Below are 14,834 nucleotides of genomic sequence, written 5' to 3' on the forward strand. Positions count from 1 at the left end.
TCAAGTTTGGTGAATGAAATGATAGGACGATTTGTCCGGCTCATTAAACTCAACGCTTTTTCCTCGAAAGCTATGATAAAGGTGTGCATGGCAGGTCTTCTGACTTGTTTCTGCTTCAGACGCCTTCCCGGAAGCAGAAACTTCCAGTGGCATAGGGTAAATTGTCTGCGGCATTTTATGAAACTTACAGCAGCGGGACTGTTCAGGATTTGCACCTGATTCCCTTTTAATTGCCATCCTTGGATAGGAGTGGCAAACCAATGCATTGCAAAGATAAAGATTTTTTCTTAGAAAACAAAACAACTTCCTCTCAAGTGAGGGAGACGGTCTTCTTTTTTATTCTACAGGCATAAAAATCGCAGATTTTTATCTAAGTTTGCATCACCAAACAAGATGAAATGAAAAGACTTATACATATATGTAGAGATTATTGTAAAAAGCACTACTTGCTGTTGATCGTGGCACTATTTGCCGTGGCTGGAACTATTTGGCTGAATGCATCTCCTTTCCGTTCCGGTTTTGAGATTGTCGATGATTTGGGAGGTAACATATTCCCTTCCGGCATTCTTTCGGTGGCAACTACTGATGCACAAGTTATTATCCCTGCCGATTCCATGTATGTGGGTAATCCCAAGTCGTGCATCGCTATTCGCATGCGTTCGGGCAAGGCTTACAGCCGTGTCCGGATAGAAGTGGCCGAGACACCGTTCTTCTCTCGTTCTGTATCTGAATTTGTATTGGAAAAGTCGAGGACCGAATACACTATTTATCCCGATCTTATCTGGAATTACGAAGCTTTGAAAAGAAATAATCAAGCCGAACCTATCAGTGTGGCTGTAACGGTTGAGATAAACGGCAAGGATTTGGGGCAGAGCGTGCGTACCTTTTCCGTTCGTAGCCTGAACGAGTGCTTGCTGGGCTACGTCACCGGCGGTACCAGGTTTCACGATACCGGTATCTTCTTCGCTGCTTATGTCAACGAGGAAAACCCAATGATAGACCAACTGTTGCGTGAGGCGTTGAATACCCGTATTGTGAATCGTTTTTTAGGCTATCAGGCCGGTAAGCCCGAGGCTGTGGACAAACAGGTATATGCCTTATGGAATGTGTTGCAGAAGCGTAGCTTCCGTTATAGCTCGGTGTCCAATACCAGCCTTTCCAGTAACGTGGTTTTCTCGCAGCGCGTCCGCACATTCGATGATGCGCTTCAGTCTTCACAAATCAATTGTGTGGACGGCAGCGTCTTGTTCGCTTCTTTGCTTCGTGCCATCAATATCGAACCAATATTGGTGCGCATTCCCGGGCACATGTTTGTGGGTTACTACACGGATTCGGGTCATAAAGATATGAACTTTCTTGAGACAACCATGATTGGCGATGTCGATTTGGATGATTTCTTCCCTGACGAGCAATTGGACTCAACGATGTTGGGCAAGTCACAAAACCAGATGTCGCGCATTACATTCGATAAGTCCAAGGAATATGCCAACAAGAAATATGCGCAGCATAAAGAGGGAATTCATTCCGGCAAGCTGAACTACATGTTTCTTGAGATATCAAAAGAGGTGAGGAGGAAAATACAGCCGATAGGGAAGTAGGAGAGGATTTCTGATGATAAAAAAACAGCCGGATCGTGAGAAGCGGCTGTTTTTTTAAAACTTCATTATGTTATAAAGCTATGAATTGACTTACTGAAGCAAGAGGTTTCGCCGAGCGCATACCTTTTAGGATATGATGGTAACGTCTTCCTATATAGCCGTTCCAATAGTCGGCATAAGATACGTATTTACTGTTCGAGTTCCATAATTGTAAATCTTCAGTGTACTTACCGTTGGCATCTTGTACTTTGATTTTGTAATCAATTCGGGCATAGCCTTCAGAATTGAAAATGCTTTTCTTTATTTTGATAGGTTGCCATCCCGTTGTTTCTCCAAAACCTATCGGCTCGCCAATGTTTATCCATTCGCTTTTAACCTCTTTGGATATGGTGTACTGATATTGGTATTGCAGCTTCAACGGGCAGTATTCTCCTTCTTTCTCATACATGAAATGATAGAACTTCACCCAGCAGGTGCTGTCTGTATCCATTGTCGTATTAGTTTCATAAGGATATCCATTGTCGAAAACAATCGGCTCTTTGTCGAAGTCATAAACAAAGACGTTCTGTTTGCCGACGCCCAGTGTTGTGGCCTTGTCATACACAAGATCTAGCTTGGAACCTTTGTACAATTTGATGTTGGTTTCTCCTGCTTTCACGGAGTAGAAGCGGCCTACGCTTCCCGAAGGGGTTGCGTTGTAAGCACTGATTACTGCTGCACCGTTATTCACATATTCTTGTCCTCCGAGTTCCACTTTATAAATGTTATTGCCGGCTACAGCGGTGACAGGGACAAAATAGTGCAACTGTACTTCAGCCATCCCTTCTCCTATCGGGGTACTCTTGTATTCTATTTCATGTTTTTCACATGAAGCCATCCCCAGTGCTATGGCTAAAAATAGAAATATATATTTAAAGCTTTTCATACTGATGTTCTTGTTTTATGATTAATAATGCTGTATTTATAGACTTGCCGGCATCTCGCCCGGATATGCAAACCAAGGAATGGAACAGTGGTAGTTGTCCGCTCTTCCACTAATGGGACGCAGGGCATCGAGCGAAGGTGCATTCCACATGTACTCCGAGTTGTAGCGCGGGCGTACTCTGTAGCAAGGCGAACCTTGATTACGGGTATTATAATGCCCTTTGCGACTCTGTACTTGTGCCGGAGCAAGATAGAATCCTTTATATACTTTTGTTTCATCTGTATCCCATTTTTGGTCTATCATGGTTTCGGACCAACCATTTCCCAATTTGGGATATTCACCACTATACATTATGTCGTAGTGATACTTACGCATATCTACCCATGCTTCGTGCGCTCCCCAAGGATAGAGTGCCACCCATTTTTGCATCATGATGTGCGATAGGGTTAAATCATTGCTTGTTATACCTTCCACATAAGGCCCTTGGGCATATTCAGTGGCCAGCGTATTGAATACTTCTTTCGTGATTTTGTCACCTCCTGCCGCTTGTCCGGGAGTTCCGGGATATATATACTTGGCGCAGAAGTCCAAATCGGCTTTAACTCCTTCTTTAAAAGCTTGCAATGCCGCATCTTTATTACCCATTTTGTAATATGCTTCGGCAGTGCAGAATTTAATTTCGGCACACGTCATCAATATGTATGGAGCATCGTCGCGATACAACCAGCGACCTTTTCCATCATGAATGCCTCCTTTATATTGCGAGCTGGCGTTGCGTCCGTAGAAAGAGGGTGCTGTCCCTATCGGACCACTGTATCCGGTGAAGGAGCCGCCATAATATCGATGAGCCTTGACACTGTCTGCGTTGTTGATGTTTTGGTAAGTAGGGTCATCTGTCGTAGCCAGTTTCACGGCCATACGGGGATCATAATGCCCGGCTATATCTATTATTGTATCACAAATAATCTGCTTCTCCATCAGTTCGTATGGATGATAGTCATTATTTTCCACACGATACTTTTCTCCTGTCTGTTCATCATATTTAGGAACGCTTCCGGTCAGCACCTGAACTGCATATTCGTGTTGGAAGTAAAAACGTGAAAGACTACCTCTGTAAGTTCCCCAATAATTATTATAAGCTTTTTCTGCCGAGCTTTCGCCTTTCCCTTCCAAGGTTACGGTTGCGTCATCATCGCTACTTTGGAAAGCTTTCCCTGCACATTCTATCAGTTCGGGTGCATATTTACTGGTAAAATCGTTCTTATTGGAGAGCGAAGCCAGGTTGCGCACTATAACAGAATGGGCAAACTTTATCCATTTATCCTTGTCGCCTTTATAAATCCAGTCGTTACTGCTGATTTTGCTTCCATATTTATGGGCGTCTTCCATGTTCAAGTATTCGATGGCTTTATATGCCCATTCTCTTACCTGTGCGTAGATTTCTTCCTGACTGTCGTACTTGTGTGACAGTAAATTCGGGACAAATGCTTCTTTCATAGGGAGCTCACCGTGATATTTGGTCAGCTTGTCCCATCCGAAAGCTTTGATAGCCAATCCGATACCTGCCATTGTCCACTCTTCGTTGGCAATAGATTGGTTGATAAGGTTTTCCAGATTCATGCCTTGCAACCAATACACCATTCTCCATACATCACCTCCGGCATCCGAACCTGTACTATAGTAATGAGTTGCAAAGTTGGTGTAAGAACTGGTTCCCATCATTTGTGTGAGCGGTCCTACGGCGCGCATGTCATAATAGACGTTCTGGTAGTTCTGGATGATTCCCGACAGATACAGGTATCCTTCCACATAATCGGGCGCATCGATGTTGTTGTTTACATCCAGATAGTCGTCGCAGCTACTATTGAATGACAACATAGCCGCTAAGATTGTTATAATTGATATTCTTTTCATAATCATGTCTTTTTGTTATTTCAATTCTAATTGAAGGTCAAGCTGATACCAAATGAGATACTGCGCGGATTGGGAAGCGACCATACGTCATAGCCTTCGCCTCCGGTACCGCCGGCTGCCGCCGATACGGTATTCCCGACAGCGTCGATACCCGAGTAGTTGGTCCAAGTGCAAAGGTCGTTGCCGCATAAGTAGATGTTGGCGTTGCTGATTAATCCGCCGAACGTTTTCTTTAAGAATTTGCTTGCAACTGTATATGATAGCCTCAACTCTTGCAGACGCAGGTAGTTGACGCCTTTTTCAAGCCAATCTTCGTCTCCTCCACCATAAATGGAAGCGCCGTATGCCTTGTAATCCACTGCGATTGTATTTGGGGTCGGATTAGCGGAATTCTCGTTTCCGTCTTTCAATACGCCTTTAAAAATTACCGGACCGCTTTCACGCAACGTCACCGATTCCCAACTTGTACCAGTGGTCATCATCGTACGTTTAGTACCGTTTACGACGGTTGCCTTATGACGACCGGCAAACATAGCGGAAAAACGAAGGCCTTTCCACGTCAAAGCGGTTGTGAGGCCATAACGTAATTTGGGTTCACGATCTCCGATAATACTCCATTTTTCGTCGACGAGGGGAAGTCCCGTAGTAGGACTGATCAAAATATCTCCTTTTTCGTTGCGGCTGTATGCACGTCCCGTCAGGGTGGTGACGGGATGTCCTTTCATGATACCGTTACGGATATTTCCGGAGTTCCATGTGGCAGCATTGTAGTATTCGCTCACGTTGTCTGGCAGATACACTACCTCCGAGCCGGTTTGTGATAAGTTCACGCCTACATTCCAGCGCAGTCCGTTTTGATTGATGATATCTCCGTCGATATGCATCTCCCATCCCCATGTGTCGAATGTACCAACGTTCATGTTATTCAGAACGAAGCCGGTAGCATAGCTCAGTCGGAAACCCTTCACGATTTGGTCGGAACAATGGGTGCGGAAGTAAGTAAAGTCTGCAACGATACGGTCGTTGAAGAAGCGTCCTTCAAATCCGGCTTCCCACGAAGTGGTCATTTCCGGTCGTAAGTTCTTGTTCGGACCTGTGTAACCATAACCGTAGCCTCCTCCCCAAAGTCCGGTGGGTTCCAATTCCGGATCAATCTCCAGCGGACCGGCGTCTTTTCCTACTTGAGCCACGGAGCTGCGCAGTTTCAGGTAGCTTATATACTTATTTTTCCACAAGAAAGGTAGTTCTGTGGCGATGAATGCTAATTCGGCTGCCGGATAGAAATATGAGTTGTTCTTTTTCGGCAATGTAGACGACCAGTCGTTACGGGCACGCAGGGTGAGGAATGCCATGTTGTCGTAGCCGAATTCGGCTTGTGCCGAAATAGCTTGCACACGTCGTTTGGTGGTGCGTTTTTTACTTGCAATGGTGGTGGGGTCGCAGTTATTGATTGACTGGAAATCGGGGACGGCGAACTTAGCACCATAAGTAGATAGGCGTGTTACACCGTTTTCTATCTGGTGATAGCCCACTTGTACGTTAAATGTCAGCTTCTTGTTGAAAAACTCATTGTTATATCCGGCCAGAATATTCAGAGTGGGGTCGGAGAAGTTGGACTTTGCCAAGTTGTAGTATCCCGATCCGGCATTGTTGTTCGCGTAGTAAGGATGGTTTGAGGTCTCGAAAGCCTGTGTGCCGACATCCCATCCTATTTGGGCACGTAGGAAGATTTCCTTTATCGGCTTGATGGTGATTGCCGCATTGGAGAGAAAGCGATCCGATTCATCATAATATTTGTTTCTGTACAACCCGAACAGTGGATTCAGCCGGTCTGTATCTGTATAATAGTCGGGCATGCGCATGTGTGAACCATCCTTGTCGAGATAGTTTGCCATATTGTCCACCATCGGCCAGCGCATGGCGAGATACAGCGGACCTGCTGTGCCGCGCAGTGCTTTTGAATTGGTGGTCGAGGTGTATTGCATGGACGCCTCAAACTTCATCCATTTAGTGATATCGGCTTTTCCTGAAAGAGTCAGGTTGGTGCGTCCATAGTCCGTTGTTTTTACGACGCCGGTCTGGTTGAGGAAAGAGGCTGCGGCGCGAATAGTTGTTTTGTCGCTTCCGGCTTCGACGGAAACGTTGTGTCTGCTGGTGAATCCGGTTTGCATCACAGCGTCGATATTATCATATAAGGTTGTTCCTTCCGGATACAGTCCGCCGTAACGGCTTGTATAGTAATAGTTGGTTGTTCCGTAAGCCCCTTGTGCATATTTGGTTTGCATTTCGGGATACCCATAAGCTTTGTCCCAGCGGAAACTGTTACTGTAGCTTACACGTCCTTTTCCTGAATTTCCTTTTTTAGTAGTGATAATGATGGCTCCATTTGATGCGTCCGATCCATAAAGGGCTGCTGCCGCTGCGCCTTTCAGTATGGTCATGGATTCAATGTCTTCGGGATTGAAGTCATTACCTCTTGATGCAAAATCCAAGTTACGGCTCGAAAAGTTTGCTCCGGCATCAGCAAAGGTCGTAGGGTCGAAAGTGGAGTTGTTCATCGGTATGCCGTCCACTACATATAGTGGTTGGTTATTACCCGAAATAGAAGTTATGCTTCGCAATATTACTGTTGTGGAAGAACCCGGCGCACCTCCACTGGACGATACATTCATGCCTGATACACGTCCTTGTAAGGCTGAAATAAAGTTATCGCGCCCGGATTCGATAATATCCGCTGCTTTGACGTTCTGTACAGACGAACCCACTGCGCGTGCTACACGCTTCATTCCGAATTCGGCAGTAATTTCCACTTCTCCCAGCATATTGGCATCTTCTTCCAATACAATGGTTAGTTGGCTTTGATTCCCTACTGTCACAGTTCTTGTTTTATATCCTATGAAAGATATGTTCAAACAGCTTTTAGGTGGAACAGATAAAGTGAAGTTACCGTTTACATCCGTAATTGTACCATTACTTGTTCCTTTCACTACAACATTGGCACCGACCACCGGTTCTCCGGTATTGTCCACAACCTTACCTGTGATTTTCTTTGCTTGCTGAGTGCTATAGGAACTCTCTACACCTTCTGTGACTGCGATAGCAGAAATGGGCGTAGTTGTTCCAAACAATGCAAGCATCATTAATGATAAGCAATAATTTCTTTTCATAAGCATTATTCATTTTGGTTTATTTGCGAAATTATGACTTATTTTAGAAAAAAGCTAATCAAATATGTTGAAAAATAGAAAATAAATATTAAAATCGGATTTGCACGTTTAGATAGATTTTGAAGAGTTATATGATTTATCTGTTCATCGCTTATACTGGTAATCTTCTGTTTTTTAATTATATATGCGAATCAGTAGTTGGTCTCTGATTCTTGTTTTAAAAAATTAGATAAATGAATGCGATGGCAATTTTTCCCATCGTATGTACTAAAAGTCCGGATGTTGATCTGACTTTCATCGCTCTTTGAATATTTGTTTTCTCATTCAGCCAGTTGAAAAACGACTCTATGGGTTGTCTGACCTTTGAAACAGCAGTAGAGAACAGGTCTCTTCCGGCTTTCTCTCTTTGAGTAATAACCGGAGCCTCCCCTTTTATTGCTTTTACGGGAGTTAGCATAGTTACTCCTTGTTCTTGCTGCTTATTCCTCCAGTAAGAGAAATCCGAGTATATCTTATCAGCGAAGATTTTTCTTTTTATAAGGATGTCAGCAGCTTCTCTTTTAAGAACCGTCAGATCATTCTCTTCTGCCGATGATAAGATAATCATTTCAGGAAATGGAATAGTTCCTTCCCTACGAAAGGCTAAAGCATGGATTTTTAGACCGAAATAATAAATGTTCTTTGTAGAACAGTATCCTTTGGTTGCAATTTCAGTAGCTACCTTTCCTGTTTTATTCTTTCCTGCACAGGTAATAATGGGCATAGAGTCAATAAGTGATGTCATAGAATCGCAATCCTCCGGTTTAAAGAATGTAATGAGATGCTTTACAAGTTCACCAATTGCCTCACTCATCAGGTTTAACCGATAGTTGAATGTCTGATAAGAAGGTAGGTTGGGGAACCATGAGAGCAAATATTCTTCAGTGAATGTATGTATCTCTTTGATTTGGAAGTATCGCTGATAGGCTCCGCAAAACAGATATACGGTAAGCAGTTCCTGGTCTGTAAAGATAGGATTTGCATTATTACTGAATCTCTGGCAGTAAAACTTCAGTGAAGACTGGTAAATATCGCAGATGTACATATATATTTTTATAAGTTTTAGCTCTTTCTCCTTGGGAATCATAATTAGAACAATGAGTGGTTTTATTCTTCTAATATACTGATTTCCAAGGAGATTAAGAAACAAACAGACAAGATAATTAATTGAATAATAACATTTTAACTAACTGAATCAAGTAGGGATTTCAACTACTGATTCGCATTATATATAATATGTGATTTGTTTTATGAATTCTCTCATATATGGCTGATAGACTCCTTTAAACTATGTTTTTTCCCAGAACATACTTCATATAAATAGCCAAATAAAGGAAATGGAATTTTAGCTATATTTTTAGGATAATTAATTTATTTGTCCAATGAGAATGCTCTTAAAAACATGATGACGCCGGTTTGAGATAAACAATCCGGTGTATTCGCAATAAAATGGTAGAATGCTTTGTCTCTGTCCTTAAAACAAATATCATGAAACAATCGGAAATAATTTGTAGATGTAATAATGGTTTACCTTTTAAAATCTACTCTTGGCAAAGAATCCGAAGGTTGGTATTACCCCCTTCAGAACACCTTCTGGCGAGGGGGTATCTAAGTATACGACTGAGGTACCCTAAGTATACTACTTAGCCCCCCTAAGTATACGACTTAGATACCCTCGATATAGGACAGAATATGTTTCGTCTTTTTTTCTCGACTCTTTAAGAAGAATATTTGGTTATATTTTTCAAAAAAAGATAATTTCCGGAGTTTAGTGAAATATTCGCTATTAAAAGTTTTATCCCGAACTCAAGTATGCCGTCTGTTAATGATACTTTTAAGATTCATTGGGGCATAGAAGAGGATGTTTAGTTTTTGTTTTATGTTTTTTAATATTTTTGATTATCTGATTATTGAAATAATTTATATATTTACAAACAAATCTAAAATGAATAATGCTTATGAAAAGAGATTATTGCTTATCATTAATGATGCTTGCATTGTTTGGGTTGGCTACACCTTTTGCGGCCGATGTGTTTGCCGAAAGTGTGCCAAGTTCTTACACTACTCAGCAGGCAAGGAAAATCACGGGTAAAGTTGTAGATGTGTCAGGCGAACCAATCATTGGCGCCAGTGTGTTGGTGAAAGGTTCCAGTACGGGAACCGTGACGGATATCGACGGAAATTTCACGGTGAATGCGTCGGTGGGTAGTATATTGGAGATTTCTTTTATCGGTTACAAAGCCGCAACGGTGAAAGTCACGAGCGCTTCTTCTTATGCAGTAACTTTGCAGGATGACTCGCAGGCGTTGGACGAGGTGGTGGTGACGGCTATGGGTATCAAGAAAGAAAAGAAAGCATTGGGATATGCTATGCAAGAAGTGAAGTCTGAAGAATTGATGAAGATTAAGACGGCGAACCCCATTTCTTCACTTTCTGGTAAAGTAGCCGGTGTCAACATCACCCAGTCTTCAGGTGCTGCCGGTGCCGGTGCGCAGATTATTCTTCGCGGTGGAACATCCGGTTCGGAGGGTAAGGATAACCAACCCTTGTTTGTGGTTGACGGAGTGATTTATGACAACTCCTCTTCCGTGATTGGCAACTCTGCCTTTGATGGTTCTATGCGTTCTGCTTCTACTTCCTCTAACCGCGTGATGGATATTAACCCGGAAGATATTGAAAATATGTCTGTGCTGAAAGGGCCTGCAGCTGCAGCGCTTTACGGTTCGCGTGCTGCCAACGGCGTGATTCTGATTACGACCAAGAAAGGAAAAGAGGGGCTTGTAGAGGTGAGTGTCAGCTCGAAGTTTACGAGTTCTTGGGTGAAAAATTTGCCTAAATACCAGACAGAGTATGCCAGAGGCTATATGGAAGATCAGTATGATAAAGACAAGAAATACATAGGTACAGTATTTAACGACTTCTCTTATAGTTCCTGGGGTGAAAAGTCAAAAGCTCAAACGTATGATAATATAGGAAACTTCTTCCAAGCCGGTAATATTTTCGATGAGAGTGCCAGTGTGTCGGGTGGTACACAAAAGAGCAAGTACTATCTGTCCGGTTCATTGTATGACCAGGCAGGTGTCGTTCCTGAAACAGGCTATCGCAAATATGCTTTCCGCTTTAATGGCGAACAGAACGTCGGCATCTTTACCTTCAATGCGAATGCGGCATATTCTGATGCTCATACAGACAGGACTTTGACGGGAGCAGGCCTGTATGGTTCGTCCGGTAACGGAGCTTTATATCGTGTCTACAATTGGTCTTCGTTTGATGATATGAGACATTATCTGAATGAGGATGGTTCACGTTATCGTATGTTTGGCGATCGCCTTGACCCCTGGGACGAGGAAGATAATCCATATTGGATTGTTAACAAAAATCACATCTATGATAATACGCATCGTTTTACCGGGGCAATCAGTGTCAAAGCGGATATTGCCAAGTGGTGGTTTTTATCTTATAAAGTAGGTTTGGACCAATATACCCAAACGGCTTCCAACAGATTGGCAGCCAATGGCGTGCTCAAGCAGGTATGGCAAAAAGGAATGTTGAGTGACAATAGTAAGGAATTCCGCTATATGTCGCATGATTTCATGTCTAATATGTCGAAGACCTTCGGTGATTTCGATTTTAATCTGTTATTAGGTTCTACTATCGACGAGGTAAAGACTCATAGCACTTTCAAGTTAGGCTATAATTTTTCTGTGCCTGATTTCTTCTCGTATGCCAATGCCACTAATTCAAATAAAAGCTTCATGAATGAACCTACTAAAAAAAGATTAGTAGGCTTGTTCGGTGAATTCCGTGCCTCTTGGAAGAACATGCTTTACTTGACGGTTTCCGGACGTAACGACTGGACTTCTACACTGCCTATTGAGCACCGTTCCTATTTTTATCCTTCGGTAAGCGGTTCGTTCGTATTCACGGAAATGCTTCAGAAGTTAGGGTGGATGTCGGATGATATACTGAACTTTGGTAAGATTCGAGCATCATGGGCAAAGGTAGGTAAAGATACAGGTGTGTATGAAACTGCGACATCCCTTTGGCCGGTAGGCACTTTTTTGAATAATCTTGTCAGTGTAGGTAACAGTTGGACACGTGGCAATCCTTATTTGAAACCGGAGATGACCAAATCTACGGAAATAGGTGTTGAACTGAGCTTCTTCAAAAACCGTTTGCACATCGACTATGCATACTATACCAACGATTCTTATAATCAGATTCTCTCTCCCCGCGGTCCTCAGTCTACCGGTTATATTTTCTGTTCTATCAATGCCGGTAATGTATATAATAAAGGTATGGAGTTGTCTATTTCAGGTACTCCTATTCAGACCAAAGATTTCACATGGGACATAGGCTTCAATATGGCCGGTAACCGCGGTACGTTGGATGGACTGCCCGAAGGCATGGATGTGATGTATGTCACGGATGTTCAATATGCCGGTGCACAGGCTGCTTCATTCAACGGCGGTAACTTCATGGCGATTGCCGGAACGAAGTGGCAAAGAGACGAAGCGGGTAATGTGATATTGGATGCCAACGGCATGCCGACCTATACTTCCGGGCTTACCGAGGTGGGCAATCGTGAATCTAAGTTTACCGGTGGCTTGAACAATACGCTTACATGGAAAGGTTTGTCTTTCAATATGCTGTGGGAGTATCGCGTAGGTGGTGATGTTATCAATGGTACAAAATATTCGATGGATTTATCGGGTGTGAGCCAGTTCTCGGCAGACATTCGTAATAAACCATTAACGGTGACCGGTGTAGATGCTGACGGCAATGCTGTTAGCAATACATGGGAAGCAGATAAGTCCTATGTATTTAATGGAGTAGAAAAAAGCGGGTATAATATTATTAAAGATTACTACCAGAACTTTTATACCAAGGAAACGAGGAATTATATTACGAAAGTTAACTTGTTGAGACTTCGTTCGGTCTCTCTTTCTTATGAGATGCCTAAAAAGTGGCTTCAGAAAATAGGGTTTGTCAAGCGTGCTTCCGTATCTGCGTCGGCTACAAACTTGTTGCTGTTTACCAACTATGATGGCGACCCCGAAGTGGCTGCTGCCGGTGCCGGTGTGGGTGGCTCATCTTCAGTAGGTTTTGACTATTGTGGAGTTCCTGCCACTTCGGGCATGTCCTTTGGCTTGAACTTGACATTCTGATTGTAGAACAATAAAAAGAAGAAAATATATGAAATCTATAAAGACATTATTATGTAGCGTGAGTTTGCTGACGTTTTCTCTGAGCTCTTGTAGTGACTGGTTGAATGTCAATATCGACCCCGAACATCCGTCTTCAGAGAGCACTAACTATCAAACACGTTTGGCCCATATCGAATTTTATACGAACAGTGCCAATCAGTTTGCCGCTTGGCGTTCCAGTATGTCTATGGGCGATTGGACGAGAAACTTCAATGGAGGTACTTATTGGCAAATGTCTTGTTGGAACCCCATTTGGGCTACCAAGTATGGGCCTTCTACCACTCCTTATCAGTGGTGGTTTGTCGGTGCGGGTTCAAACATCGAAGATATGTATAAAAAAGCCGTGTCGGCCGGTGCCTGGCACTATGCGGGAGTTGCGAAGGTGATTCGAGCCTATGGCTTTATGCTGATGACTGATTTATATGGAGAAATGCCTTATACCGAAGCATTGGGTCAAAGTGCCACTCCAGCGTACGATAATGGAAAGACTATTTATTTAGGATGTCTGAACGAACTGGATGAAGGTATTGAACATTTGCAGAAACAACAGGATGTTGCGCTTCCCACTTTGGCCGAAGGGGACTTTTGGAATAGCGGGAATGTTAACAAATGGCTGAAGTTGGCCTATTTGTTGAAAGCCCGTTATTGCAATAAACTCTCTAAAAAGGCAACAGGAAGTTATAAGGAAGGCAAATATGATGTGGAAGAGATTTTGGCTTGCTTGGCCAAAGCCCAGCAGAGCAATGCCGATAATACGATTATCAATCACACAGATGATAATGGCCCTACTCATGATGTACTGGGTTGGGATGAACCGGTTGATTACTCTCCTCTTTTCTCTGTATGCGGAATGAATGGCGGCTACATGGTGACAAAGATGCTTTATGATAACCTGACGAACTTTGCCGGATTAGGTGTAGAAGATCCGCGTGCAGATAAAGTCATACCATGGGCTTGGTCGCAACAATCAGCCGCTTCACCTGCAAATATAAAATTCAAAAATGGATGGAGACGCTCTTTGGGGGTAGATATGGTATCAAATGCTGCGCCGAATTTGACAGGCGGCCCATTAAGAGCTGATTTTGATTTGAGTAAAGGTGGTTGGTGGATCAATACCCAGGCCGATATCCGTAAGGGTGATACAATCTATGTAGAAGCTACGAGTAGCAGCAAAGGCTATAATGAGAACGTGGACTTATTGTATAGAAGACTCAAAGATACGGATGCATCAAAAGAATCGGGTTCTTTCTATACGCGCGTATCTTCGCCGACGTATGTAGGAACTTATGCCGAAGCCTGCTTTATCAAAGCTGAAGTGCTATTCAAACAGAATGATAAGAGTGGAGCATTTACGGCATATAGGGACGGCATCAAGGCAAGCATTGATTGTATGAATGAGAAATTGAATAAATGGTGTGCGGATGATGCGTCACTGAAATCGTGTCCGTCTTTCACTCCAATGGAACAGGCGGATATTGATAATTTCTTAGCTAACGGCATTGGTACGGCCGGTGACTTGACTTTGGGTAAGATAATGACTCAAAAGCGTATTGCCTTGCACTTCTCCGTGGAAATCTGGAATGATATGCGTCGCTATGACTTTAATCCTGAGATTTTCTTTGGATGGGGTGTGCCGGCATATCATAAGATTAGTGCCGATGGCTTGAAGCGAATTCCTGAGGGTAAATACTATCGTCGTTGGATGCAGTGCTCTCACGAGTTCAACTATAACTCCAAAAACTTGCAGGCCATTGGTAGTCAAGTGCCGGGTGCAAACATGTCATCTGCCATGTGGAATACGGAGGATGACGCTTTCACCATCAATGTCTGGTGGGATTCTGATCAGGAATAAAAAAGGTTGATTAGGTAAAGATATTGAAGCCTTTAAAGGTCTTCATGCATAGATGATGATTGTAACAGTCGGTTCGTGAGAATCGACTGTTTTTGTTTTGTTTGTTTGCATATCAACCGAGGTAATGTTACT

The 14,834-nt window shown here is 43.1% G+C and carries 7 protein-coding genes and 1 riboswitch; of the genes, 3 read left to right on the plus strand and 4 right to left on the minus strand.

Annotated elements, in window-relative coordinates:
- Window positions 1–72 precede the first annotated feature (72 nt).
- Window positions 73–278, minus strand: a riboswitch (cobalamin riboswitch).
- 120 nt (window positions 279–398) lie between these two features.
- Window positions 399–1,598 carry a hypothetical protein gene (locus C3V43_RS02210; RefSeq protein ID WP_106068416.1) on the plus strand — a complete coding sequence of 400 codons (1,200 nt, stop codon included), beginning with the start codon at window positions 399–401 and terminating at the stop codon, window positions 1,596–1,598.
- 70 nt (window positions 1,599–1,668) lie between these two features.
- On the opposite strand, the gene C3V43_RS02215 is transcribed toward C3V43_RS02210, so the two are convergent.
- The 4 genes from C3V43_RS02215 to C3V43_RS02230 all read right to left on the minus strand — a co-directional run bounded on the left by C3V43_RS02215 (window position 1,669) and on the right by C3V43_RS02230 (window position 8,730).
- Complete coding sequence (locus C3V43_RS02215) at window positions 1,669–2,523, minus strand: hypothetical protein (protein WP_106068417.1); 855 nt, start codon at window positions 2,521–2,523, stop codon at window positions 1,669–1,671.
- 36 nt (window positions 2,524–2,559) lie between these two features.
- Window positions 2,560–4,437, minus strand: a complete 1,878-nt coding sequence (locus C3V43_RS02220; protein ID WP_106070414.1) for a SusD/RagB family nutrient-binding outer membrane lipoprotein — start codon at window positions 4,435–4,437, stop codon at window positions 2,560–2,562.
- 26 nt (window positions 4,438–4,463) lie between these two features.
- Window positions 4,464–7,604, minus strand: a complete 3,141-nt coding sequence (locus C3V43_RS02225) for a SusC/RagA family TonB-linked outer membrane protein (protein ID WP_235655878.1) — start codon at window positions 7,602–7,604, stop codon at window positions 4,464–4,466.
- Window positions 7,605–7,821: 217 nt separating this feature from the next.
- The gene (locus C3V43_RS02230) at window positions 7,822–8,730 is read right to left on the minus strand and encodes a transposase (protein WP_234878149.1); all 909 of its coding nucleotides are present in this window, start codon (window positions 8,728–8,730) and stop codon (window positions 7,822–7,824) included.
- Between the two features lie 871 nt (window positions 8,731–9,601).
- On the opposite strand from C3V43_RS02230, the gene C3V43_RS02235 reads away from it, so the two are divergent.
- Window positions 9,602–12,811 carry a SusC/RagA family TonB-linked outer membrane protein gene (locus tag C3V43_RS02235; RefSeq protein ID WP_106070417.1) on the plus strand — a complete coding sequence of 1,070 codons (3,210 nt, stop codon included), beginning with the start codon at window positions 9,602–9,604 and terminating at the stop codon, window positions 12,809–12,811.
- Window positions 12,812–12,839: 28 nt separating this feature from the next.
- Window positions 12,840–14,702 carry a SusD/RagB family nutrient-binding outer membrane lipoprotein gene (locus C3V43_RS02240; protein WP_106068418.1) on the plus strand — a complete coding sequence of 621 codons (1,863 nt, stop codon included), beginning with the start codon at window positions 12,840–12,842 and terminating at the stop codon, window positions 14,700–14,702.
- Window positions 14,703–14,834 lie beyond the last annotated feature (132 nt).

The organism is Prevotella heparinolytica, assembly GCF_002998535.1.
Classification (GTDB): domain Bacteria; phylum Bacteroidota; class Bacteroidia; order Bacteroidales; family Bacteroidaceae; genus Bacteroides; species Bacteroides heparinolyticus.

Bases quoted from the DNA above. Each gene is read 5' to 3' on its own strand.
- C3V43_RS02210 (WP_106068416.1), top strand. From the start codon at position 399: ATGAAAAGACTTATACATATATGTAGAGATTATTGTAAAAAGCACTAC.
- C3V43_RS02215 (WP_106068417.1), bottom strand. From the start codon at position 2,523: ATGAAAAGCTTTAAATATATATTTCTATTTTTAGCCATAGCACTGGGG.
- C3V43_RS02220 (WP_106070414.1), bottom strand. From the start codon at position 4,437: ATGAAAAGAATATCAATTATAACAATCTTAGCGGCTATGTTGTCATTC.
- C3V43_RS02225 (WP_235655878.1), bottom strand. From the start codon at position 7,604: ATGAAAAGAAATTATTGCTTATCATTAATGATGCTTGCATTGTTTGGA.
- C3V43_RS02230 (WP_234878149.1), bottom strand. From the start codon at position 8,730: ATGATTCCCAAGGAGAAAGAGCTAAAACTTATAAAAATATATATGTAC.
- C3V43_RS02235 (WP_106070417.1), top strand. From the start codon at position 9,602: ATGAAAAGAGATTATTGCTTATCATTAATGATGCTTGCATTGTTTGGG.
- C3V43_RS02240 (WP_106068418.1), top strand. From the start codon at position 12,840: ATGAAATCTATAAAGACATTATTATGTAGCGTGAGTTTGCTGACGTTT.